The organism is Nonomuraea sp. AD125B (assembly GCF_041402765.1).
Lineage (GTDB): Bacteria > Actinomycetota > Actinomycetes > Streptosporangiales > Streptosporangiaceae > Nonomuraea > Nonomuraea bangladeshensis.
On sequence record NZ_JBGLOU010000018.1, the window covers coordinates 84,197 to 105,248 of the forward strand.

At 73.6% G+C, this 21,052-nt stretch carries 26 protein-coding genes; 5 read left to right on the forward strand and 21 right to left on the reverse strand.

Translation table 11 applies throughout. The features are described 5' to 3' along the window. Positions 1-15 precede the first annotated feature (15 nt). The 8 genes from ptsP to ACBR40_RS37965 all read right to left on the reverse strand — a co-directional run bounded on the left by ptsP (position 16) and on the right by ACBR40_RS37965 (position 6,868). Positions 16-1,866: a phosphoenolpyruvate--protein phosphotransferase gene (gene ptsP, locus ACBR40_RS37930; protein ID WP_371251824.1), complete on the reverse strand. Its 1,851-nt coding sequence runs from the start codon at positions 1,864-1,866 to the stop codon at positions 16-18. Beyond that, positions 1,859-2,146, reverse strand: coding sequence for an HPr family phosphocarrier protein (locus ACBR40_RS37935; protein ID WP_344206081.1), 288 nt, complete (start codon positions 2,144-2,146; stop codon positions 1,859-1,861). Before ACBR40_RS37935 ends, ptsP begins: the two co-directional genes overlap by 8 nt. Before the next feature lie 18 nt (positions 2,147-2,164). Further along, complete coding sequence (locus ACBR40_RS37940; RefSeq protein WP_344206083.1) at positions 2,165-3,169, reverse strand: zinc-dependent dehydrogenase; 1,005 nt, start codon at positions 3,167-3,169, stop codon at positions 2,165-2,167. Then, entirely contained in the window at positions 3,166-3,591 is a 426-nt protein-coding gene (locus tag ACBR40_RS37945) for a PTS sugar transporter subunit IIA (RefSeq protein WP_371251825.1), read from the reverse strand. Before ACBR40_RS37945 ends, ACBR40_RS37940 begins: the two co-directional genes overlap by 4 nt. Next, entirely contained in the window at positions 3,584-3,892 is a 309-nt protein-coding gene (locus ACBR40_RS37950; protein WP_344206086.1) for a PTS lactose transporter subunit IIB, read from the reverse strand. Before ACBR40_RS37950 ends, ACBR40_RS37945 begins: the two co-directional genes overlap by 8 nt. A 3-nt stretch (positions 3,893-3,895) precedes the next feature. Next, positions 3,896-5,020 (reverse strand): mannitol-specific PTS transporter subunit IIC, encoded by a 1,125-nt coding sequence (mtlA, locus tag ACBR40_RS37955; RefSeq protein WP_344206087.1) that lies wholly within the window; start codon positions 5,018-5,020, stop codon positions 3,896-3,898. Positions 5,021-5,084: 64 nt separating this feature from the next. Beyond that, positions 5,085-6,110 (reverse strand): 1-phosphofructokinase, encoded by a 1,026-nt coding sequence (gene pfkB, locus ACBR40_RS37960; protein WP_371251826.1) that lies wholly within the window; start codon positions 6,108-6,110, stop codon positions 5,085-5,087. After that, a complete protein-coding gene (locus tag ACBR40_RS37965) occupies positions 6,107-6,868 on the reverse strand; it encodes a DeoR/GlpR family DNA-binding transcription regulator (RefSeq protein ID WP_344206090.1) in 762 nt (253 codons plus the stop codon). The genes pfkB and ACBR40_RS37965 overlap by 4 nt, the downstream gene beginning before the upstream one ends. A gap of 102 nt (positions 6,869-6,970) precedes the next feature. Here ACBR40_RS37965 and ACBR40_RS37970 point away from each other — a divergent pair, with 102 nt between their 5' ends. After that, entirely contained in the window at positions 6,971-7,840 is an 870-nt protein-coding gene (locus ACBR40_RS37970) for a hypothetical protein (protein WP_371251827.1), read from the forward strand. Positions 7,841-7,902: 62 nt separating this feature from the next. After that, the gene (locus ACBR40_RS37975; protein WP_371251828.1) at positions 7,903-8,784 is read left to right on the forward strand and encodes a hypothetical protein; all 882 of its coding nucleotides are present in this window, start codon (positions 7,903-7,905) and stop codon (positions 8,782-8,784) included. An 81-nt stretch (positions 8,785-8,865) separates the two neighbouring features. Here ACBR40_RS37975 and ACBR40_RS37980 read toward each other — a convergent pair whose 3' ends face one another. The 5 genes from ACBR40_RS37980 to def all read right to left on the reverse strand — a co-directional run bounded on the left by ACBR40_RS37980 (position 8,866) and on the right by def (position 12,330). After that, positions 8,866-9,228, reverse strand: coding sequence for an MmcQ/YjbR family DNA-binding protein (locus ACBR40_RS37980; RefSeq protein ID WP_371251829.1), 363 nt, complete (start codon positions 9,226-9,228; stop codon positions 8,866-8,868). 34 nt (positions 9,229-9,262) lie between these two features. Then, entirely contained in the window at positions 9,263-9,679 is a 417-nt protein-coding gene (locus ACBR40_RS37985; protein ID WP_344206097.1) for a CBS domain-containing protein, read from the reverse strand. 71 nt (positions 9,680-9,750) lie between these two features. Next, positions 9,751-11,157: an aspartate aminotransferase family protein gene (locus tag ACBR40_RS37990; protein ID WP_371251830.1), complete on the reverse strand. Its 1,407-nt coding sequence runs from the start codon at positions 11,155-11,157 to the stop codon at positions 9,751-9,753. Next, positions 11,154-11,783, reverse strand: a complete 630-nt coding sequence (locus ACBR40_RS37995) for a helix-turn-helix domain-containing protein (RefSeq protein ID WP_371251831.1) — start codon at positions 11,781-11,783, stop codon at positions 11,154-11,156. Before ACBR40_RS37995 ends, ACBR40_RS37990 begins: the two co-directional genes overlap by 4 nt. A 7-nt stretch (positions 11,784-11,790) precedes the next feature. After that, a complete protein-coding gene (gene def / locus ACBR40_RS38000) occupies positions 11,791-12,330 on the reverse strand; it encodes a peptide deformylase (protein ID WP_371251832.1) in 540 nt (179 codons plus the stop codon). 136 nt (positions 12,331-12,466) lie between these two features. On the opposite strand from def, the gene ACBR40_RS38005 reads away from it, so the two are divergent. Beyond that, positions 12,467-13,273, forward strand: coding sequence for a class I SAM-dependent methyltransferase (locus tag ACBR40_RS38005; protein WP_371251833.1), 807 nt, complete (start codon positions 12,467-12,469; stop codon positions 13,271-13,273). On the opposite strand, the gene ACBR40_RS38010 is transcribed toward ACBR40_RS38005, so the two are convergent. The 6 genes from ACBR40_RS38010 to ACBR40_RS38035 form a co-directional block, all read right to left on the reverse strand. Then, positions 13,257-13,382 carry a hypothetical protein gene (locus tag ACBR40_RS38010; protein WP_371251834.1) on the reverse strand — a complete coding sequence of 42 codons (126 nt, stop codon included), beginning with the start codon at positions 13,380-13,382 and terminating at the stop codon, positions 13,257-13,259. The genes ACBR40_RS38005 and ACBR40_RS38010 overlap by 17 nt on opposite strands. 11 nt (positions 13,383-13,393) lie before the next feature. Then, positions 13,394-14,182 (reverse strand): 2-keto-4-pentenoate hydratase, encoded by a 789-nt coding sequence (locus ACBR40_RS38015; RefSeq protein WP_371251835.1) that lies wholly within the window; start codon positions 14,180-14,182, stop codon positions 13,394-13,396. Next, positions 14,183-15,187: a 4-hydroxy-2-oxovalerate aldolase gene (dmpG, locus tag ACBR40_RS38020; RefSeq protein ID WP_344206109.1), complete on the reverse strand. Its 1,005-nt coding sequence runs from the start codon at positions 15,185-15,187 to the stop codon at positions 14,183-14,185. Further along, entirely contained in the window at positions 15,184-16,059 is an 876-nt protein-coding gene (locus tag ACBR40_RS38025; RefSeq protein ID WP_371251836.1) for an acetaldehyde dehydrogenase (acetylating), read from the reverse strand. The genes dmpG and ACBR40_RS38025 overlap by 4 nt, the downstream gene beginning before the upstream one ends. A 79-nt stretch (positions 16,060-16,138) precedes the next feature. Further along, entirely contained in the window at positions 16,139-16,648 is a 510-nt protein-coding gene (locus tag ACBR40_RS38030) for a RidA family protein (protein ID WP_344206112.1), read from the reverse strand. Beyond that, the gene (locus tag ACBR40_RS38035) at positions 16,645-17,367 is read right to left on the reverse strand and encodes an amino acid racemase (protein ID WP_344206114.1); all 723 of its coding nucleotides are present in this window, start codon (positions 17,365-17,367) and stop codon (positions 16,645-16,647) included. The genes ACBR40_RS38030 and ACBR40_RS38035 overlap by 4 nt, the downstream gene beginning before the upstream one ends. A gap of 98 nt (positions 17,368-17,465) precedes the next feature. On the opposite strand from ACBR40_RS38035, the gene ACBR40_RS38040 reads away from it, so the two are divergent. Then, positions 17,466-18,371: a LysR family transcriptional regulator gene (locus ACBR40_RS38040; RefSeq protein WP_371251837.1), complete on the forward strand. Its 906-nt coding sequence runs from the start codon at positions 17,466-17,468 to the stop codon at positions 18,369-18,371. Positions 18,372-18,419: 48 nt separating this feature from the next. Here ACBR40_RS38040 and ACBR40_RS38045 read toward each other — a convergent pair whose 3' ends face one another. Both ACBR40_RS38045 and ACBR40_RS38050 read right to left on the reverse strand, forming a co-directional pair. Then, the gene (locus ACBR40_RS38045; RefSeq protein ID WP_091084726.1) at positions 18,420-18,935 is read right to left on the reverse strand and encodes a hypothetical protein; all 516 of its coding nucleotides are present in this window, start codon (positions 18,933-18,935) and stop codon (positions 18,420-18,422) included. 65 nt (positions 18,936-19,000) lie between these two features. After that, a complete protein-coding gene (locus ACBR40_RS38050) occupies positions 19,001-19,930 on the reverse strand; it encodes a hypothetical protein (protein WP_371251838.1) in 930 nt (309 codons plus the stop codon). Positions 19,931-20,060: 130 nt separating this feature from the next. Here ACBR40_RS38050 and ACBR40_RS38055 point away from each other — a divergent pair, with 130 nt between their 5' ends. After that, positions 20,061-20,990 carry a GNAT family N-acetyltransferase gene (locus ACBR40_RS38055; RefSeq protein WP_371251839.1) on the forward strand — a complete coding sequence of 310 codons (930 nt, stop codon included), beginning with the start codon at positions 20,061-20,063 and terminating at the stop codon, positions 20,988-20,990. The last annotated feature ends 62 nt before the right edge of the window (positions 20,991-21,052 follow it).

Genomic DNA, 21,052 nt, shown 5'->3' on the forward strand with positions numbered 1-21,052 from the left:
TCGCGCCGGGCCTGGTCAGGCCAGCGCTTCTCGGGCCAGCTCCCTGCACTCCTCCAGCGTCAGCCGCGCCAGTGCCTCGCGGACCAGCGGGACGCAGGACGGCGCCATGGACAGGCTCGTCACCCCCAGCCCCACCAGCAGCGGGGCGACGGCGGGATCGCCCGCCGCCTCGCCGCACACGCCGACCGGCTTGCCCGCCTCCCGCCCTGCGGCGGCGCACGCCTCGATCAGCCCCAGCAGGGCGGGCTGGCGCGGGTCGAGCAGGTCGGCCAGGGCCGGATGCTGGCGGTCGGCGGCGAAGGTGTACTGGGCCAGGTCGTTGGTGCCGATGCTGAGGAAGTCCACCTCGCGCAGCACCTCGGCGGCCCGCAGCGCCGCGGCCGGCACCTCCACCATCACACCCACCTGCGCGATGCCCGCCGCGCGGGCCCGTCGGGCGAAGCCGGCCGCCTCCGCGGGCGTCGTCACCATCGGCGCCATCACCCGCACGTCCGCGCCCGTCGCGCGCGCCGCCTCGGCGATCGCGGCGAGCTGTGCGTCGAGCACGTCGGGCAGCAGGCGGTCCACACGCAGCCCGCGTACGCCCAGGGCCGGGTTGGGCTCCTCGGGCAGGCCGAGGAAGGGCAGGGGCTTGTCGGTGCCCGCGTCCAGGGTCCGCACGATCACCGGGCCCTCGGCCCGCTCGAACACCTCGGCGTACGCGGCCGTCTGCTCCTCCGGCGAGGGCGGCTGCTTGCGGTCGAGGAACAGGAACTCGGTACGGAACAGGCCCACGCCCTCCGCCCCCGGCCGCAGGTCGGCGGCCGAGCCGATGTTGGCCAGCAGCCTGACCGGATGGCCGTCGGCGGTCCTGCCGGGGCCGGTGGCGGCGGCCAGCCTGGCCCGCTCGGCGCGGTCGCGCTCCATGACCTCGGCCGCCTGCTCCGGGGTGAGACCGAGGGCGATCTCGCCGCTCGCGCCGTCCACGCCGACGATCGTGCCGTCGGGGACGTCCGCGACCGCCGGGCAGGCGACCACGGCGGGCAGCCCGCGCGCGCGGGCCAGGATCGCCGTGTGGCTCGTCGGGCCGCCCCGCTCGGTGACCAGCGCCAGCACGTCCGGGCCGAGTCCGGCGGTGTCGGCGGGGGAGAGGTCCCCGGCGACCAGCACGTACGGATGACCGGGATCGGGCAGGCCCGGCATGGGCAGGCCGAGGGCGGCGGCCACCGCGCGGTGCTTGAGGTCGTCGAGGTCGGCGGCCCGTTCGGCGAGGTAGCCGCCCAGGGCGGCCAGGGCGTCCCGGTGGCCGGTGAAGGCGGCGTCCAGGGCGTGGGCCGCGTCGGCGCCGCCCCTGGCGCGGCTCTCGGCCTCCTCGCGGAGCATGGGGTCGTCGGCGATCATGGCGAGGGCCTCCAGGATCTCCGCCGCCTCCCCGCCCGCGCCTCCGCCCGTGCCCGCGCCTCCGCCCGCGCCCGTGCCTCCGCCCGCGCCCGTGCCTCCGCCCGCGCCCGTGCCTCCGCCCGCGCCCGCGCCTCCGTCAGCGTCAGCGCCAGTGCCCGCGCCACTGCCCTCACCAGCGCTCCCGCCGGTGCGGGCGGCGGCGGCCCGGCGGTTGAGGTCGGCGGTCACCGCCTCCAGCGCCTTGACGACGGTGGCGGCCTCGGCCTCCGGATCGGCGACCCGCCGTGGCGCGGGCAGGCTCGGCGGGCCGGACATCCGCACCAGCGGACCAGCCGCCCGCCCCTGGCTCACCCCGAGCCCGCTCAGCCGCCCTCCGGGCCCGGCCCAACCCGTCCCCGGCCCTGTCTCGGGCCCCGTCCCAGGTCCCGTCTCAGACCCCGTGTCAGGTCCCGTTGCAGGCCCCGTTGCAGACCCCGTCTCAGGCATCGAGAGCCTCTTCCGTGTCCGCGTCCAGGTCGCGCGACAGCAGCGCCGCCAGCGCGTCCAGCGCCTCCTCGGCCCCCGGCCCGTCCGCCTCCAGCGTCACCTCCGTCCCCTGGACGGCCCCCAGGGACAGCACGCCCAGCATGCTCCGGGCGGGCACCGCCTTCTCGCCGAGCCGTACCGTCACCGGCACGCCGAGGCGCGCCGCCTCCTGCACGAACAGCTTGGCGGGACGGGCGTGCAGCCCGCTCGCCGAGGCCACGGCCACCGTTCGCTGTGACATGACGAAAGCCTCCAGGTGTCAGGGTTCGATGGTGACCTTGATGGCCGCGCCCCGGCTGACGAGATCGATCCCGTCCAGCACGCGCGGCAGCGGCAGCCGGTGGGTGATCAGGTCGGCCACCGGCACCGCGCCCTCCGACACCAGCCGCAGCGCGGCGGCGTTGTGCGCAGGGCTGGAGCCGTTCGCGCCGACGATGGTGAGCTCGCGGTAGTGCACCAGGTTGGCGTCCAGCGCGATGACCGGGTCGTCCTTCGGCAGCCCGCCGAAGAAGCTGATCCGTCCCTGGCGGGCGGCCATCCGCACCGCCTGCTCCTGGGCCGCGCCGGACGCCGCCGCCGTGATCACGACGTCCGCGCCCCGGCCGCCGGTCAGCTTGAGCACCTGGTCGACCGGGTCGGAGTCGATCGCGGCGTCCGGGCGCACCAGCTCCTCGGCCATCGCCAGCCGCTGCGCGTTGACGTCCACGAGGAACACCCGGGCCGCGCCGCGCGCCCGCGCCAGCCGTACGTGCAGGCAGCCGATCGGGCCGGCGCCCATCACCACCACGTCGTCACCGGGCCCGACGCGGGCCAGCTCCTGGCCGTTCAGCACGCAGGCCAGCGGCTCGGCGACCGACGCCTCGGCGAAGCCGACGTTCTCGGGGATGGCGTTGACGCCGTCGACGGCGAGCACCTTCGCCGGGACGATCATGTACTCGGCGAAGCCGCCGTCGTAGTGGTAGCCCATCGACTCCTGGTTGGGGCAGACCGTACGGCGGCCCCGCAGGCACTCGGGGCACGAGCCGCACGGGATCGCCGCGATCACCTGCACGCGGGCGCCGCTGTCCACGACCTCCCCGGCGATCTCGTGGCCCATGACCCGGGGCGGCACGATGTGGTGGTGCCCGAACTTGTAGATCTTGGCGTCGGTGCCGCAGGTCGAGCAGTTGCGGACCCGGATCTTCAGCTCGCCCGGCCCGGCGACGGGCTCGGGCGCGTCCTCGATCCTGATGTCGCCCGGGGCGTGGAACCTGGCGACCTTCATAGCGTGAGCTCCTTCATCACCTGCGCGACCTCGGTGGCCTCGCGCAGCGTCCTGGCGCGGTCCGGATCCATGAGGATCTCGGCCAGCGCCGCCAGCAGGGGTACGTGCCCGCCCTCGCGGGCGGCTATGCCGACGCAGACCGTGACCTGTTCGCCGTCCCAGTCGACTCCGTCCGGGAAGCGTACGAAACACAGTGCGTCGCGCAGGATGGCGTCCTTGGAGGCGTTCGTCCCGTGCGGGATGGCCACCCCCTCGCCGACGTAGGTCGAGATGGACCGCTCGCGTTCGAGCATCGCCGCGACGTACGGCTCGGTGACCGCCCCCACCTCGACCAGTGCCCGCCCGCACCGGCGGATCGCCGCCTCGCGGTCGGGCGCGCGCTCGTGCAGCAGCACCGCGCGGGGGTCGAGCAGGTCAGGCATCGACGACGCCGCCGTTCTTGATGGTGTTGACCAGCTTGGTCACGGCCGGGTCGCCGAGGAAGACCTGGAACGACACCAGCACCTTCCCGGGAGCGGCGGCGCGGGCGCGGGCGGCCAGGCCGGTGTGGCAGACCACCACGTCGGCGTCGTCCGGGATGGAGTTGACGGGCGTGTGCTCCACGGTGACGCCGCTGTCCTTGAGCTGCTTGCGGAGCTGGGAGGCGAGCATCACGCTGCTGCCCATCCCGGCGTCGCAGGCGACGATGACCTTGTGGATGTCCTTGCTGTCGATGCCGGCCATGAGTCAGGCCTCCTTGCTGGTGAGAGGTTCGGCGCCGGTCTCGGCGCCGGCGGTGGCGGGGTCGTCCTCGCCGTCCTTCTTCTCGCCCCTGCCGAAGCCCAGCAGGACGGCGGCGACGGCGAACGACACGGCGGCGGCCACGAGGATGCCGAGGCTGGAGGCCAGCCAGCCGCCCTTGGGCGTGACCGCGATGTAGGCGAAGATGCTGCCCGGCGACGGGGTGGCGACCAGGCCCGCTCCGGTGATCATGAAGGTGAACACGCCGGCCGCGCCGCCCAGGATGACGGCCGCGATGAGGCGCGGCTTCATGAGCACGTACGGGAAGTAGATCTCGTGGATGCCGCCGAAGAAGTGGATGATCATCGCGGCCGGTGTGCTCGGGCGCAGCGCGCGCGGCCCGAACAGCAGGTAGGCCAGCAGCAGCCCGAGGCCGGGGCCGGGGTTCGACTCCAGCATGAACAGGATCGACTTGCCGGTCTCGGCCGCCTCGGCCACGCCGAGCGGGCTGAGCACGCCGTGGTTGATGGCGTTGTTGAGGAACAGCACCTTGGCCGGCTCGATGAGCAGCGACGCGACCGGCAGCAGGTTGTTCGTGATCAGCCACTCGACGGCCTGTCCTGCGGCGGTGGTGATGGTCTGGACGACGGGGCCGATGGCGAGGAAGCCGACCACCGCCATCGCGGCGCCCACGATGCCGGCGGAGAAGTTGTCCACCAGCATCTCGAAGCCCGCTCGGGTACGCGCCTCGGTGAACTTGTCCACATATTTCAGGATCAAGGCGGTCAGCGGGCCGATGATCATGGCGCCCAGGAACATCGGCGCGTCGGTGCCCACCACGACGCCCATCACCGCCACCGCGCCGACGACCGCTCCGCGCTGACCGTGCACCATCCGGCCGCCGGTGTAGGCGATGAGGACCGGCAGCAGGGTCGAGATGATCGGGCCGACCATCTTGCCGAGGGTCTCGTTGGGCAGCCAGCCGGTCGGGATGAACAACGCGGTGATCAGGCCCCAGGCGATGAACGCCCCGATGTTCGGCATGATCATCCCGGCCAGGTGGCCGCCGATGCGCTGGATGGTGGCCTTGACGCCGGTGCCGGCGACCGGGGGTGTGTAAGTGTCGGCCATGGACTTGCTCCTTCGGGGGGTTGAGCAGATGTTCGGCAGCCGGTGCCCGGCCGGGGCGGCCGGGCTACGGCAGAGGAGCGGGTGCGTTCGCGGTGGAGGGACCGGAGGAGAGGACGGAGGGGGGATCGGCGGGCGGGACGAAAGGGACGGCGAGCGGGCACGCCGGGTCGGGCGGGCCGGCCGCGGTGACCGCCGGGTCGATGTCGGCGGGCCCCGGCATGCGGCTGCCGGGCAGCCCGGCCGCCGCCGCGCCCCAGGCCAGCGCGCGGGCCAGCGCCTCCGGCCCGTGCCCGCCCGCGGCGAGGAACCCGGCCAGCATGGCGTCGCCCGCGCCGACGGAGCTGCGCGGCTCGATGGCGGGCGCCCGGCCGTACCAGACGCCGCCGTCCTCGACGAGCACGGCCCCGTCGGCGCCCAGGCTGGCGAGGACCGCCCGCGCGCCCGCCGCCCGCAGCGCTCGCGCGGCCTCCACCACGTCGCCGAGGCACGCGAGGGGCCGGCCGGTGGCCTGGCCGAGCTCCTCCAGGTTCGGCTTGACCAGGGCGGGCCCGGCGGCGAGCGCGTACGACAGCGCCGGCCCGCTGGTGTCCACCGCGACCTCGATGCCCGCCTCGGCGAACCGGCGGCACAGCCGCGCGTAGACGTCGGCGGGCACCTCCGGGGGCAGGCTGCCGGAGGCGACCACCCAGTCCGCGCCCTGCCCGCCGGTGTGGGCGGCGGCGAGCACCGCGTCGGCGATGGTGTCGAGCTCGGCGGGGGACAGGGCGGTGCCCGGCTCGTTGATCTTGGTGACGGTGCCGTCGGGCTCGGCCAGGGTGACGTTGGAACGGGTGCGCCCGGTCACCGGGACGGTCACCATGTCCAGGCCCTCGGCGGCGAGCAGCCCGACGAGCTGGCGGCCCTCGTCCCCGCCGAACGGCACCACCGCCCGCGCCGCCACGCCGTTGGCCAGCAGCGCGCGCGAGACGTTCACGCCCTTGCCTCCGGGGTCGAGGCGGGCCGCGGCGGCGCGGATCACCTCGCCCCGCCGCAGCGCGGCGACCTCGATCGTACGGTCCAGGCTCGGGTTGAGCGTCAGCGTCAGGATCACGCCCGGATCACCTCCGGCCCGGCGGCGGCCAGGTCGGCGGCGAGCGCGGCGTCGAGCCCGGTGTCGCTGACCACCACGTCGATCTCGGCCAGCGCGGCGAACGTCGCCAGGTAGGTGTTGGAGAACTTCGTGTGGTCGGCGAGCAGGACGCTGCGCTGCGCCGCCCGCACCATCGCCCGCTTGATCGCCGCCTCGGCCGGGTCGGGCGTCGTGAGGCCCCGGTCCAGGGAGCAGCCGTTGGTGCCCATGAAGGCGACGTCCACGTTGAGGTGCTCCAGCGGGCGCAGCGCCCAGTCGTCCACGGTGGCGAGCGTGTTGCCGCGCAGCCGCCCGCCCAGCACGATGACGTGCAGATTGGGCCGGGCCGCGAGGGCCGTCGCCAGCGGCGGCGAGTTGACCACGACGGTCAGCTCGCGGTCGGCGGGCAGCACCTGCACCAGGCGGCCCGTGGTGGTGCCGGCGTCGATGATGACCGAGCCGTCCTCGGGCAGCTCGGCGATCGCCGCCTTGGCGATGCGCTCCTTCTCGGTCGTCATCACCTCGTCGCGGGTGGACAGCGCCGGCTCGAAGCCGAGCCGCTCGACGGGGATCGCGCCCCCGTGGACCCGGCGCAGCACCCCCGCCCGCTCCAGCGCGGTGAGGTCGCGGCGGATCGTCTCGGTGGTCACGTCGAGCTCGGCGGCCAGCGTCACCACGTCGACGCGGCCGGCGGCGCGCGCTCTCCGCAGGATCTCCTGCTGCCGCTCCTCGGCGTACATGATGTTGATTCACCGCCGTTTCGGGTTGGTTTCTTCTGTGTTTATACCCGCTTCGGTGGGAAGGTCAAGGGTGCCGGTGCCGGATCTGGTAGTTATAGGCGAATGCGCATCACCTCCCTCGCCGCCGCGGTGGCGGCCGTCCCCCTCCTCGCCGCCCTCGCCCCGCCCGCCGCAGCGACGGCCGCAGGGCCGCCGCGCGTGCCCGTGGGGACGACGGCGGCCTGGGTGGTCTTCGACCGGCAGGCGGGCAGGTTCGTCGCGGCGCGCAACGCCCACCGCAAGTACCGCTCGGCGTCGGTGGTGAAGATCCTCATCGCCATCGACTACCTGGAGCGGCGCAAGAGCGTGCCCAGGGCCGACGCCGACCTGCTCAAGGTCATGCTGCGGGCCAGCGACGACGACGCCGCCTCCACCCTCTGGGACCGGGGCGGCAAGGGGCGGATCATCGTGCGCACCGCGCGCCGGCTCGGCCTCGCCGACACCACGCCGCCGCCCGCGTCCAAGCCCGGCTTCTGGGGCTACACCTCGCTCAGCGCGTACGACGTCGTCCGCACCTACCGCTACCTGCTCGACAGGGCCGACGCCCGGGTCCGCGACACCATCCTCGGCCACCTGCGCCGGGCCGCCCCCTGCGGCACCGACGGCTTCGACCAGACCTTCGGCATCCCCGACGCGGTGCCCCGCCCCCACGCCGTCAAGCAGGGCTGGTCCGGGTTCGGCACCACGCCGCCCACCCGCTGCCGCGACGCCAGGGCCCTCGGCGCGCCCGTCTCGTGGATCGCCCAGCGCGCCGCCGGCTCCGGCGTGCCCGACTACGGCCGCCCCGTGCTGCACACGACCGGCCTGGTCGGCCCGGGGGAGCGGTACGTCATGGCGGTGCTGACCGCGCACCCGGCGGGCGGCACGTGGAGCGCCTCCGTCAAGCGCATCACCGACCTCACCAGGGGCCTCTACCGCGACGCCACGTCCTGACCCGGCCCGCGCGCGCGGAAAAGCGTTCGCGGGCGCCGGCGAAGATCAGGTAGGCATGGAGGATGGCTGAGCGAACGACCGCTGCACTCGACCGCGTCCTGCGGCAGGCGGGCGGACCCGAGATCCTCGACGTCCTGGCCGAACGGCTGTCCGGGGCGGACCTCACCACGTTGCTGCTGGAGGTCATGCGGCGCAGGGCCGGCGCACTCTCGCCCGCCGACGTGCTGCGCCGCTACGGCAACGACCGCTTCGCCGCGCCCGGAGCGGTCGCGTTCCGTGATCTGCGGCGGGCCGAGGACGCCGCGCTGTCGGCGCTCCCGCCCGGCTTCGAGCCCGTCGTGCTCTCCCCGGTCACGCCGCTCGGCGCGTGCTCGGCCCTCGCCACCGTCGACCAGAACAAGGTGATCTCGACCGTCAGGAACGGCGAGGTCGCCGCCGACCCCACCAACGCCCTCGCCCTGGAGGCGGCGGTCCGCCGCCGCGCCGCGGGCGGGACCGAGCCGGTGCGGCTGGCCGCCGTGCAGCGGGTCGTGCGGGCCCAGCACGTCGAAGGAGCCGCCCGTTTCGCGCACTTCACGTTGTTCGCGCTGGTGACCGCCGGCCGCGACACCGGCGACCACGCCTTCGAACGCCAGCACGCCGCCGAGCACCTGGCCATCCTGGGCGAGGCGGTGCGCGCGTGCGGCGCGGGCGAGCCCGAGGCCCGGGTCACGGTGCTCGACGAACGCCTCGAGCGCGTCGCCGCGGCCCTCGGCGGCACCCCCGACCCGGGGCGGGAGAGCGGCAGGGGCTACTACAGCGGGCTGTGCTTCAAGGTGTACGCGGGCGGGGTGGAGGTGGGCGACGGCGGCTTCACCGACTGGACGGCCCGCCTGCTCGGCAACCGCAAGGAACGCCTCCTCATCAGCGCCCTCGGCCTCGACCGCCTCGCCCTGGCCCCCTGACCCGCCTCCCGTCCCAGGCAGGCGGGACGGTCAGAGAGCCGGGCGGGCCGGGCGGGACGGTCAGAGGGCCGGGTGGGGCGGTCAGGGGGCCGGGCGGGTGGCGGCGAGGAGTTCCTGCTCGGCGCGGACCTTCTTGGGCACGCACATGCGCCACGCGTCCAGCACCAGCTCGCGCATCTCCGTCACGTCGAGCGCGGCGGTGCGCGCCACCACCCAGTGGAAGCGCAGGTCGGACTCGCGCGGCAGCTGGAACTTGGCCGGCTCCGCCGCCACCAGGGCCTCGCGCTCCTCCTTGGGGAACCCGAAGCCCATGAGCGTCTCGTCCCGCGAGAAGGCCACGTAGACGATCTTGCCTACCCGGAACTTCACGCGGTCCCGGATCAGGTGCTCCGACGAGCGCGGCAGGGTGCTCGCGAACCGTCGTACATCCTCGACTGTGAACACGCGGCCACGCTAACCGCCGCGACCGACAGTTTTCTCAGCGGTTGCCCTCGGCGGCGGAGATGTCGGCGAGCGCCGAGTTCTGGTCGCGCTCCATCGCCAGGTCGCCGAGGCTCACGATGCCGATCGCGCGGCCGTCCTCGACGACCGGCAGGCGGCGCACCGCGTGCGTACGCATGAGCTGGACCGCCTGGTCGATCTCGGTGTCGGGCCCGACGGCCTCGACGGAGGCGCTGCACGCCTCGCGGACCGGCGTCTCCGGCCCCTTGTCGTCGGCCACCACCCGCACCGCGATGTCGCGGTCGGTGACGATGCCCTGCATGCGCCCGTTCTCGTTGACGATCACCGCCCCGGCGTCGTTCTCGCGCATCAGCGCCGCCGCGACGGACACCGGCTGCTCGGCCTCCACCGCCGCCGGGTCCCTTGTCATCACGTCTGCCACGGTCCTCGCCATGGGGACCTCCTTCTGCCGAACGGATGTCAAACGCCCCCTACCCGCAGCGGGCCGGACCTCACCCCACCTGCTCAAAGGCCCTTGGCCGCCACGCGGATCTCGTCCAGGAGGATCTCCAGATCACGCTCGGTGGTGTCCGGGTGCAGGAAGCAGGCCCGCAGCGCGTCCCGGCCGCCGAGCCGGGTGCCGGTCAGGAACGCGTTCCCGCGCGCCTGCACCGCGAACGGGATCGCCCGGTTGAGCGCGTCCGGGTCGCCGCTCCACGCCGGCGTGTGCCGGAAGGCGGTGATCGACGTGACCACCGGCGACAGCAGCTCGAAGTCGGGCGCCCGCTCCACCATCGCCGCCAGCGTACGGGCCAGGCCCGTGGTGTGCTCGACCAGGCGGACCACGCCGGAACGGCCGAGGGACGACAGCGTCGCCCACGTCTTCAGCGCGCGGAAGGGGCGGGTCTGCTCCGGCCCGTACTCGGCGAGCCAGCCCAGGTCGCCCGCGTTGTCGTCCACCAGGTACGACGGCACCAGGCTGAAGGCGGCCCGCGCCGCCCCCGGGTCGCGAAGCAGCGCGCACCCGCAGCCGACCGGCACGCCGAGCCACTTGTGCGGGTCCAGGGCGAGCGAGTCGGCCCGGTCCAGGCCCGCGTAGTGCGGCGCCGCGCCCTCGGCCAGCACGCCGAGCGCCCCGTAGGCGCCGTCCACGTGGAACCACAGCCCGTGCTCGGCCGCCACGTCCGCGATCGCGTCGAGCGGGTCCACCGCGCCGGAGTTGACGGTGCCCGCGCTGCCCGCCACGCAGAACGGCCGCCGCCCCGCCGCCAGGTCCTCGGCCACCATCGCGCGCAGCGCGGCCACGTCCATCCGGTAGGCCGCGTCCACCGGCACGGTCCGTACGTTCCGCGCGCCGAGCCCGAGGAGCTGGGCCGCCTTGTGCAGGCAGCTGTGCCCCTCCTCGGTGACGTACAGGACGAACGGCGGCCGTCCGGCCAGGCCCTCCTCGCGCGCGTCCCACCCGTCGGCGAGGGCGGCCCGCTGCCGGGCGGCGGCCAGGCACACGATCGTGGCCATGGACGCCCCGCTGGTCAGCAGCCCGCCGCCGGGCGGATGCGGGAAGCCGATCAGCTCGGCCAGCCAGCGCACCACGGCCCGCTCCAGGTGCGGCCCGGCGTGGTCGCCGCCCGCGCAGCTCGGGTTGAGCGCGGCGGCCAGCGGCTCGACGAGCACGCCCGCCGGGTTGGGCGGGGAGTTGACCCAGCCGAAGAAGCGCGGGTGGCCGTTGCCCATCGGGTGCGGCAGCACGTGCGCGCGGACGTCGTCGAGCAGGTCGTCGAGCGGCCGGCCGTCGGCGGGCAGCTCCTGGCCGCTCAGCCAGGCGCGCTCGCCGTCGGGGACCGGCTGCCACACCGGTCCGTCCGGCAAGCCCGCGAGGTGCGCGGCCACGAGGGCGGCCGCCCGCTCACCGGCGGCGCGCAGGTCAGTCATCGAGCTGTCCCTTCCAAGGTGGTTCCGTGATGGTTCAGGTGTCCGGGGGTGCTCAGCTCCATGGCGAGGTAGTAGACGCAGTCTTCGGCGCCGTCGTTGGCGAAGGCGTGGCGGAGGTCGCCCGGGTAGTACGCCGAGTCGCCGGTCTCCAGCGTGTGCGCCCGCCCGTCGATCGTCAGCCGCAGGCTGCCGCGCTCGACCGCGAGGTACTCCCGCGACCCTGGCGCGTGCGGCGCGAACTCGCCGGCGTCCACGCCAGGACCGATGGTCGTGCGCATGAACTCGAACTCCACGTCGCCGAGCACCGGCGACAGCACCCGCCGCTCCCAGCCGGAGGGGTCGCGCAGCACCCGCTGCTCGGCGTGGCGCAGCACCCGCATCGCGCCGTGCGCCGGCTCGTCCAGCAGCCGGGCGATGGACGTGCCGAGCGCCGTGGCCAGCCGGTCGAGCACGAGCACGGTCGGCGTCTTGGCGCCGCGCTCGATGTCGGAGACCATGCTGCGGCTGACGCCCGCCAGGTCGGCGAGGCGTTCGATCGACAGCCCGCGCGCCCGCCGCTCGGCGCGGACCCGCTGCCCCAGCTCGGCCATGGACAGCCCGCTGGACAGCACACTTTCGCCCGTCATTCCTCCACTATAGCGATGAATTGTCCGCTATCGCGGATAGTGTCGCCTGGTAGGCGGCCAGCACCTGCTTGCGGCGCTTGGCGGGCAGGCGGTCGATGTAGAGCCGTCCGTCGAGGTGGTCGCTCTCGTGCTGCAGGCAGCGCGCCAGCAGGCCGGTGCCCGTCACCGTGACCGGCTCGCCCGTCGCGTCGAAGCCGTGGACGGTGGCCCGGTCGGGGCGGGGGAGCGGGGCGTACTGGCCGGGGACCGACAGGCAGCCCTCGTCGCCGGTGTCGAGCCGGCGCTCGCCGAGGCCGGGCGGCTCCAGCACCGGGTTGACGACGACGCCCTTGTGCCGCACGCCGCCGGCGTCGGGGCAGTCGTAGACGAAGACCCGCAGCGCCACGCCGATCTGGTTGGCGGCCAGGCCCACGCCCTCCGCCGCGTACATGCTCGCGAACATGTCGTCGACCAGCGCCGCCAGCTCCTCGCCGAACCGGGTGACCGGCTCGCACGGACGATGCAGCACGGGGTCGCCGACGTGCACGATCGGCCGGACCTCTCCCACGGTTCCTCCTGTGAAGCTCCTTGTGTCCCAGTGTAGGGCCGCGAGAGCCATGTCTCGAATAGTAAGACGTTCTCTCTTGAATAATGAGATACGCGCTAGAGTGACGGCATCCGAGGCGAAACGAAGGAGTTTGGCGATGGACCGTCCGGCGACCGCCGTCTACACGCACGGCCACCACGAGTCGGTGCTGCGCTCGCACCGCTGGCGCACCGTGGAGAACTCGGCGGCGTACCTGCTGCCCCACCTCAAGCCGCACATGAAGGTGCTGGACGTCGGCAGCGGCCCCGGCACGATCACCGCCGACCTGGCCCGCCTGACGGGCCACGTCACGGCCTCGGAGGTCAGCGCGGACGCGCTGGAGCTGTCCAGGGCCGAGGTCGCCGCCCGCGGCCTGACCAACGTGGGCTTCGCCGTCGCCGACGTGCACGACCTGCCTTTCGAGGACGACACCTTCTGCGTGGTCCACGCCCACCAGGTGCTGCAGCACGTCGGCGACCCCGTACGGGCGCTGCGCGAGATGCGCAGGGTGACCAAGCCCGGCGGTTACGTCGCCGTCCGCGACAGCGACTACGCCGCCTTCGCCTGGTGGCCCCTGCTGCCCGAGCTGGACGAGTGGCTGGCCCTCTACCAGCGGGTCGCGCGGGGCAACGGCGGCGAGCCCGACGCCGGCCGGCGGCTGCTGTCGTGGGCCCGCGCCGCGGGCTTCTCCGACGTCACCGCCACCTCCTCCACCTGGTGCTTCGCCACCCCCGACGACCGCGCCTGGTGGGGCGGCATGTGGGCGGAGCGCGTCCTCGGCTCCGCCATGGCCGACCAGGCCCTCGCCGCCGGAGCCGCCACCGAGGCGGACCTGCGGCGCATCTCCGCGGGCTGGCGCGCCTGGGCGGCCGCCGAGGACGGCTGGCTGTCCGTCCCGCACGGCGAGCTCATCTGCCGCCCGTGACCGGGTACGGCTCCTGCTCGAGGAAGCGCGCCCTGGTCCAGCCGGACGCGGCGAACGCGGCGCTCAGGCAGGGCGCCGCGTAGCGCCCGAGCCTGAGCATGGCGCTCACCCGCCTGTCGATCAGGAGGCCAGCACCGCCGTCACCCGGCCGATCCCGGGGAAGTCCGCCGTGACGCTGTCGCCCGGCGCGATCGTGACGGCCCTGGTCAGGGAGCCGGACAGCACGACCTGGCCCGGCTCCAGCGACACTCCCAGCGCCCCGATGGCGTTCGCCAGCCAGGCCAGAGCGTTGAACGGCGTCCCGAGGACCGCCGCTCCCGTGCCGGTTTCGGTCACCATGCCGTTCCTGAGCAGTGCGCAGCTCGCGGATCGCAGGTCGACGCCGGCTGGATCGATCGGCGTGCTTCCCAGGACGGCCGCCCCCGACGACGCGTTGTCGGCGATCGTGTCGATGATCGAGATCTTCCAGTCCTGAATCCGGGAGTCGACGATCTCCAGCGCCGGCAGCAGGTATCGCACCGCTCCGCGGGCGTCGTCGGCGGTCACGCCGGGTCCCCGGAGAGGGGCGCCGAGGACGAAGGCGATCTCCGGCTCGATGCGGGGCTGGATGAACCCGCGGGCAGGGATCGGCCGGTGCTCCGGGCGGAACATGCTCGCGGTCAGATGGCCGTAGTCCGGCTCGTGAACGCCCATCTGCCGCTGCATCGCGGCCGAGACCAGGCCGATCTTGTGGCCGCGGACCTGGTCTCCGTCCTCGGTCCAGGACCGCACCTGCTCCTGCTGGATCCGGTAGGCGTCGGCGACCGTCGCGCCGGGGTGGGCAGTGCTCAGGGGAGGGATCGGCGTACCCGACCGGTGGGCGCCGAGCAGCGCGGCGGCCGCCTCTCGAATCTCGGAAGGCCTCATCATTCACGCGCTCCGCGCCCGGCTCGAAAGCTCCGCCGCCACATCGATGATCATGTCCTCCTGACCTCCGATGACCTCGCGTCGGCCCAGCTCCAGGAGGAGTTCGCGCACAGGTACGCCGTACTTGTCCGCGGCGCGCTTGGCCGGGTGGAAGAAGGTGGAGTAGAGGCCGGCGTAGCCGAGAAGGAGCGCGGTCTCGTCGACGATCTGCGGTTGCGTCATCAACGGCGCGATGAGGTGTTCGGCGACGTCGATCAGTGCGAGGACGTCGACTCCCGCAGGGTGACCGGCACGTTCCAGCGCCGCCGCGAGAGCCTCCGTCTGGGCGTTGCCGGCGCTGGCCCCCAGACCTCGGAGCGACCCGTCGATGTAGGTCGCGCCGTTCTCGACCGCGGCGAGCGCGTTGCCGACGCCCACGCCCAGGTTGTTGTGGGCGTGGAACCCGATGTCCGCGCGGACCGCGTCGCGCAGCGCGGCGACACGGGCTCCGGCGGAACCGGGCACGAGCGCCCCGGCGGAGTCGACCACGTAGATCACCTGTGCGCCGTACGAGTCCAGTTTGGCGGCCTGCTCGGCGAGTGCCGCGGGTTCGAGCTTGTGGCTCATCATCAGGAAGCTCATGACGCGCATGCCCCGGTCGCGCGCGTGGCGGATCGGCTGCTCCGCGCAGTCCGCCTCGGTGCAGTGCGTGGCGACCCGTACCGTGGTCGCGCCCGCGTCGCGGACGGCGTCCAGGGCGGCGAGCGTCGAGATCCCCGGCACGTACAGCACCGCGATGTCCGCTTGGTCCACTGCGGTGACGGCGGCCTGGACGTACTCGACGTCCGTCGCGGCGGCGAAGCCGTACTGGATCGAGGAGGCGCCGATGCCGATGCCGTGGGCGACCTCGATGACCCGGACACCCGCCCGGTCGAGACCGCCGGCCACCGCGCCGACCTGTTCCGGTGTGAACCGGTGCGAGACACTGCTCATGCCGTCGCGCAGGCTCGTGTCCACGAGAGTGATCATCGGGCGGCTCCCAGGGTCTTCTGCGCGATCCGTTCGGCGACGGCCGTCGCGGCGGCGGTGATGATGTCGAGGTTGCCCGCGTACGCGGGCAGGAAGTCGCCGGCGCCCTCCACCTGGACCATGACGGTGACCAGGTCGCCGTCGATCTCCAGGAGCCGCAGCCGGTAACCCGGCACGTACCGTCGCACTTCGGCGACGATGTCCCGTACGGCGTGCTCGATCCGGTCGGCGTCTCTCCGGCGGACCCTCGCGTACACGGTGTCACGCATGACCATGGGCGGTTCGGCCGGATTGATCAGCGAGAACGCTTTGGCCTCGTCCACCCCGGCGACGGCGGTCAGGGCCTGTGCGGTCTTCTCGCTGAACTCGCTGAGGTTCCACCGGGTGCCCGGGCCCGCACTGGCGCTCGCGATGGTGGCGACGATCTCGCCGTACGAGACGTCGGCCACCTGGTCGATCGCGTACAGGAGGGGGATGGTCGCCTGCCCCGCGCAGCTGACCATGTTGAGGTTCGGCGCCTGCAGATGATCGTCGAGGTTGACGGCGGGCACGACCCAGGGGCCGACCGACGCGGGTGTCAGGTCGATCGCGATGATCCCCGCCGCCGCGTAGCGCGGCGCGGCCGCGGCGTGCACTTTCGCCGAGGTCGCCTCGAACACCAGCGCAGGCCGGTCCGATCGGCTGAGCAGCCAGTCGACGCCCTCCGCGGACACCTCGACGCCGAGGTCCCTCGCCCGCCGCAGGCCCTCGCTGTCAGGGTCGATTCCGATCATGAAACGCGGATCGATGAGTTCGGATCGGCGCAGCTTGTAGAGCAGATCCGTGCCGATGTTGCCTGAGCCGACGATCGCCGCCGGGACTTTCACGGGCATGCGTACGCCCTCCTTGTGACCGAAAAGGGGTTGCTGTCCCCGCGGGCCGGCAGCCCGGGGGTTACGGGGATTCGAGGGCTCAGCCGCTGGCCGGTCGGCGGATCTCGACCAGGAGTTCCAGTTCGACGGGTGCGCCCAGCGGCAGCGACGCCACCCCGACCGCCGAGCGGGCATGCCGCCCGGCGTCGCGGAAAAGCTCGCAGAGCAGGTCCGACGCCCCATCGCCGACCTGGGGAAGACGGGTGAAATCGGCCGTCGACGCGACGAACACCAGGGCCTTGACGACGCGGGCCACCGCCGCGAGATCGCCGATCTCCGCCTTCAGCGCGGCCAGTGCGTTCAGCGCGCACTGGCGCGCGCACTCGTAGGCGAGCTCCACGCTGACCGTGTCACCGAGCCGGCCGGTCGCGATCAGCCGCCCCTCCCGCAGCGGCACCTGGCCCGAGACGTGGACGTGGTCGCCGCTGCGTACGGCGGGCACGTACGTCGCGACCGGAGGGACGGGCTCCGGCAACGTCAGCCCGAGCTCCTCCAGACGCCGTTCGGGATGAGACGGCGCCCGCTCCGTTCCGGCGTGTCCCGGGCTCATCGGGGGCCGCCGCGCCAGTCCGGCATCGCGCGCTCGCCGACGGCGACGTCGTAGGCCGCGCGGGCCAGCAGACGGGTCGAGTCCAACGTCGGCAGGCAGGAGACATCGGGCGTGATCAGCAACGGGATCTCGGTGCAGACGAGCGCGACCGCGTCGCAGCCCCGCTCGGCCAGCCGTGCGATGACGCGCAGATACTCCTGGCGCGACGCGTCGCTGACCACGCCGTTCACCAGCTCCTTGAAGATGATCTCGTTGACGAGGTGGCGGTCGCCGGCGTCCGGCAGCTCCGCGGCGATCCCGCGGGCGGCCAGCGCCCGCGGGTACAGCGGCCCGTCCATCGTGTACCTGGTGCCCAGCACGCCGACACGGGTGCGCCCCTCGGCCGCTGCCTGGTCCGCGACGACCTCGGCGATGTGGAGGCCCGGCAGCGGGAGGTCCGGCCCCGGTGCCTCCAGAGCCAGGTGGGCGGTGTTGTCCGGGCAGACGAAGAAGTCGGCGCCGGCCCGGGCGAGCCGCTGCGCGCTGGTCGCCAGGGTGGCCCGGACGGCCGCGTGATCTCCGCTGTCCCAGGCGGGCATGCTGTAGCCGAAGGCGATGTAGTCCATGGTGACGTCGGGATGCTCGTTGCGGCCGGTCCGGCGGAATCCCTCCTCACAGAAGTCGAGGAAGCAAAGGGCGGCTCCTCCCGTGCTGTGAGCGAGAACTCCAAGGTGTTTCACGACGGCTCCGGCGTTTCATGACTTCGGGACGGCTCCATTCTTCCCTGGAGTACGCCGGTTGCCCACTTCGAGGCATCGATCGATATAGCATCCATGCCGTGGAGGCATGGATGGATCTGCGGCTGCTGGGCTACTTGGTGGCGATCGCCGAAGAGGGATCCATCAGCGCGGCCGCTCGCCGCCTCCGGCTGACCCAGCCGACCCTGAGCCGGCAGCTCCATGACCTCGAACGACGCCTGGGAGCCGAGCTGTTCACCCGCGCCGGCCGCGGCCTCGTTCCCACCACTGCCGGCGAGGCGCTGCTCCGGCGGGCCGTGCGCATGCTGGCCGACGCTGAAGGGGCTCTGCACGACGTACGGCTGGCCGCCGAGGGCAAGACCGGCCGGCTGACGGTCGGGTTCGCCGGATCGGGCATCAACGGCGCACTCGGGGACGCACTCGGCCGGCTGCGCGCAGAGCTCCCCGACGTCGAGCTGTCCCTGGTGGAGCTGTTCGACGACGCCGAGATGTCGGCCGGCATCCTGGACGGCAGCCTCGACGTGGCGGTGCAGCGGCTGCCGGTCCGCGACGCCCGCCTCGCCACCCGGGTCTGGACGCGCGAGCCGCTGACCCTCTTCCTGCCGGCCGGGCACCCGCTCGCCACGACCCGTGAGCCGGCGCCGGTCTCCGTGCTCGGTGAGATCCCCCTGGTGCTGTGGCCACGGGAGGCCGCCCCCCACGCGCACGACGAGATCACCTCGTTGTGCCACCACGCCGGGATCGTGCCGCGCGTCGGCGCGCGGGGCCGGACCGTGCAGACGATCCTCGCGCTGGTCGCCGCCGGTTTCGGCGCGGCCGTGATGGCCGACTCCTATCGAGTGCTGCGCCGGGAGGGCGTGACAGCACGACGGCTCGCGGGCACCGCCACCACCTTGCACCTGGTCTGGCAGGCCGGGGACATAGGGCCGCTTCTCACCCGTTTCATGACCGTACTGAACGCCGTGAAGGCCCGACCTCCGCGATGAAGGACCCGAGCCTCCCGGCAGAAGCGGCCGGCGAGGCGCCGAAAGGCGTCAAAGGCCGAGGGTGCGGGCGCGCTGCCACTGCGGGTCGCGGTAGAGGACCATGTCGGTGCCCAGCATCTCGTCGGGGGCCGACAGCATGGCGATCTCGCCCGCGGCCTGCAGTTGCAGCAGCAGGTCGCGCACCCGCGGGCCCACGGGCAGCCGTCCGGCGGGCAGGCCGAGGCCGGTGCGCACCGTGTCGGCGATCTCCGACAGGCGGAACGGCCCGTCGAAGCGGGCCACGATCCCGCGTACGACGCTCATGGTGATGAGGTTCTCCGCCTCGGCGTGGGCGAGCTGCCAGGTGATCTGCTCCTTGCGCCGCCCGCTGCCCGCGCACGACGTGCAGCCGCGCGACAGGCCCGGGGCGACCTCCTCCTCGGCCGAGCCGAGGCAGGCCGAGCAGAGGTTGTTCTCGGCCGCGTGGAGCTCGGCCGTCATCCGGCCGCCGAGGATGACGCCGCACGCGCAGGCGAACGCCTCACCGAGGATGCTGTTCTGCGGGGAGATCGTATGCTTCGTCACCGAGCCGACTCTACCGTCACCGGCGGGCCGCCGATCACGACCGGATCACGGGCTCACGCGCGGGCTCATCCCCGGAGGTCCGACAGGCCGCGCAGCCGCCGCAGCGCCTTCCTGGCGGCGGCCGCGATCCGCTCGTCCGGATGGTGGTCGATGAAGACCTGGAGCACCCGCCCGGTCCACGGATGGTCGCCGAACGCCAGGATCGCGATCGTGGCGGCCTGCTCCTCGGAGTTCATCCCCATGGCGATCGACTTGATCACCTCGTCCGGCGCGTCGCCGAACTCCAGCAGCGCCGCCGCCATGTCCACCAGCACCCACGCGATCTCCTCCGGCACCGGCTGCCGCTGCGGGTTCGCCGTCCTGGCCGCGACCACCGCGCCCAGCTTCGGCTCCTCCAGCAGCCGCAGCAGCGCGTGCCTGCCCTCGTCCCCGAGGTCGTGGGAGAGCACCTCGACGCCGACCGCCCGGCTGAGCGGGCTCACCGTGGCGAGCGCGGCGGCCAGGGAGGCGACGGCGTCGTCCCGGTCGCGGCCCTTCAGCCAGCCGGCCAGCTCCTCGTCACGCTCGGCCTCGGGGTAGGAGCGCAGCGCGTGCAGCAGCGTGGCCGCGTCGGCGCCGGCGAGCGAGCCCATGACGGGGATCTCCTGCCCGGTGGTGTCGGCGATGATCAGCCGGGCCGCCCAGAGGCCGAGCCAGCTCAGCGTGTACGGCTCCGCCGTCCGCACCAGCCCGAGCCCCGCCAGCGTCTCCGGCGCCTCGCCCTTGACCGGCTCACGGGACAGGAACAGCCGGATGAGCTCCACCAGCAGCCCCTCGTCGGCGGCCAGCCGCTCCCTGCAGTGGTCCGCCCAGGCGGCCAGCACCTCGGCGTCGCCGCCCTCCGCCCCCAGTTCCTTCGCCAGGGGCGCGGCGCGGACGGCCGCGGCCAGCGTGGCCTCGTCGGGCAGCCGGATGGGCGGCTGCAGGGGCAGCGTCTCGTCGTCGTAGGACCTCACGAGCCCATCCTTTCGCGTTCTTTGCGATACAGTGCCCGCTGACGCCGAAAAGTCGGAAGAAAGGAGGCGCTGAGATGTTCGGCACTGCCCCGGGCGCTCCGCGCGCCCTCTTCCCCTTCTCGGAGGAATCGTGCTTTTCCGTACCGCGGTCGGCGACGACCTAGACCGCCTGCTCGGCTGCGTCGTCGACGAGTCCGTCAGCTGGGCCCACCCTGACCGCCTCCTGTCCTTCCTGGAGAGCGGGAACTACCGCTACGACCACATCTGGCTGGCCCTCGACGAGGACACCGGCGACATCCTGGCCCGCGCCGTCTGGTGGGGCTTCCCCGGCGGGCGGCCGCTCGCCCTCGACTGCATCCATGTCCACCCGTCCGTCCGGGACCGGGTCGCGCTGGCCGCCGAGCTGCTGGAGCGCGGCCACGCCGCGTTCGGCGACCGCCCGGCGTACCACGTGTTCCTGTCCGAGGGCTGGCGCGAGGACCCGAAGGCCACCGCCGGGCTCGGCTGGCGCAAGGAGGCCGCCGGCCGCGCCGGGCTCACCGACGAGCTGGAACGCCTGAGGTTCGCCTGGACGGCCGACGAGGCCGTGCCCGAGCCGTCGGGCCGGCTGGTCTTCCGCGGCGATGACGACGACGAGGCGTTCGTGGCGGCGTTCCGCCGGGTGGCGGAGGGCACGCTCGACCACACCACCCGGACGGCCCTGCGCACCATGACGCCGGAGGAGCAGGCGCGCCAGGACGTCGCCGACTACCGGGAGATGCCGGGGGACCGGTCGTGGTGGCGGCTGGCGTACTCGGCAGCCGACGGCTCCCTGGTGGGCGTCGCGCTGCCGTCGGCCAACAACGCCGGGCCCGTCGTCGGCTACCTCGGCGTCGTGCCCGAGCACCGCGGCCACGGCTACGTGGACGACCTGCTCGGCGAGATCACCCGCTCTCACGCCGAGCGGGGCGTGGAGCGCGTCGCGGCCGACACCGACCTCGGCAACGTGCCGATGGTGAAGGCGTTCGAGCGGGCCGGGTACCGCACCTTCGCCGTCCGGCTGGTGCTGTCGGCCGGCTGACCGTCCAGACGATCGGGCCGCCGCCGGGCCGGACACTTGCGCCGGGGCCCCGGCGGCTGGTC

What these genes read in the sequence shown, in the direction of transcription:
- ACBR40_RS37935 (WP_344206081.1), bottom strand. Translation starts at nt 2,146, where the DNA reads ATGTCACAGCGAACGGTGGCCGTGGCCTCGGCGAGCGGGCTGCACGCC.
- ACBR40_RS37970 (WP_371251827.1), top strand. Translation starts at nt 6,971, where the DNA reads ATGCGCATCACCTCCCTCGCCGCCGCGGTGGCGGCCGTCCCCCTCCTC.
- ACBR40_RS37995 (WP_371251831.1), bottom strand. Translation starts at nt 11,783, where the DNA reads ATGACGGGCGAAAGTGTGCTGTCCAGCGGGCTGTCCATGGCCGAGCTG.
- ACBR40_RS37965 (WP_344206090.1), bottom strand. Translation starts at nt 6,868, where the DNA reads ATGTACGCCGAGGAGCGGCAGCAGGAGATCCTGCGGAGAGCGCGCGCC.
- dmpG (WP_344206109.1), bottom strand. Translation starts at nt 15,187, where the DNA reads ATGATCACTCTCGTGGACACGAGCCTGCGCGACGGCATGAGCAGTGTC.
- ACBR40_RS37950 (WP_344206086.1), bottom strand. Translation starts at nt 3,892, where the DNA reads ATGGCCGGCATCGACAGCAAGGACATCCACAAGGTCATCGTCGCCTGC.
- ptsP (WP_371251824.1), bottom strand. Translation starts at nt 1,866, where the DNA reads ATGCCTGAGACGGGGTCTGCAACGGGGCCTGCAACGGGACCTGACACG.
- ACBR40_RS37990 (WP_371251830.1), bottom strand. Translation starts at nt 11,157, where the DNA reads ATGACTGACCTGCGCGCCGCCGGTGAGCGGGCGGCCGCCCTCGTGGCC.
- ACBR40_RS38025 (WP_371251836.1), bottom strand. Translation starts at nt 16,059, where the DNA reads ATGCCCGTGAAAGTCCCGGCGGCGATCGTCGGCTCAGGCAACATCGGC.
- ACBR40_RS37940 (WP_344206083.1), bottom strand. Translation starts at nt 3,169, where the DNA reads ATGAAGGTCGCCAGGTTCCACGCCCCGGGCGACATCAGGATCGAGGAC.
- ACBR40_RS37985 (WP_344206097.1), bottom strand. Translation starts at nt 9,679, where the DNA reads ATGGCGAGGACCGTGGCAGACGTGATGACAAGGGACCCGGCGGCGGTG.
- mtlA (WP_344206087.1), bottom strand. Translation starts at nt 5,020, where the DNA reads ATGGCCGACACTTACACACCCCCGGTCGCCGGCACCGGCGTCAAGGCC.
- ACBR40_RS38030 (WP_344206112.1), bottom strand. Translation starts at nt 16,648, where the DNA reads ATGAGCCCGGGACACGCCGGAACGGAGCGGGCGCCGTCTCATCCCGAA.
- ACBR40_RS37975 (WP_371251828.1), top strand. Translation starts at nt 7,903, where the DNA reads ATGGCTGAGCGAACGACCGCTGCACTCGACCGCGTCCTGCGGCAGGCG.
- ACBR40_RS38015 (WP_371251835.1), bottom strand. Translation starts at nt 14,182, where the DNA reads ATGATGAGGCCTTCCGAGATTCGAGAGGCGGCCGCCGCGCTGCTCGGC.
- ACBR40_RS38005 (WP_371251833.1), top strand. Translation starts at nt 12,467, where the DNA reads ATGGACCGTCCGGCGACCGCCGTCTACACGCACGGCCACCACGAGTCG.
- ACBR40_RS37945 (WP_371251825.1), bottom strand. Translation starts at nt 3,591, where the DNA reads ATGCCTGACCTGCTCGACCCCCGCGCGGTGCTGCTGCACGAGCGCGCG.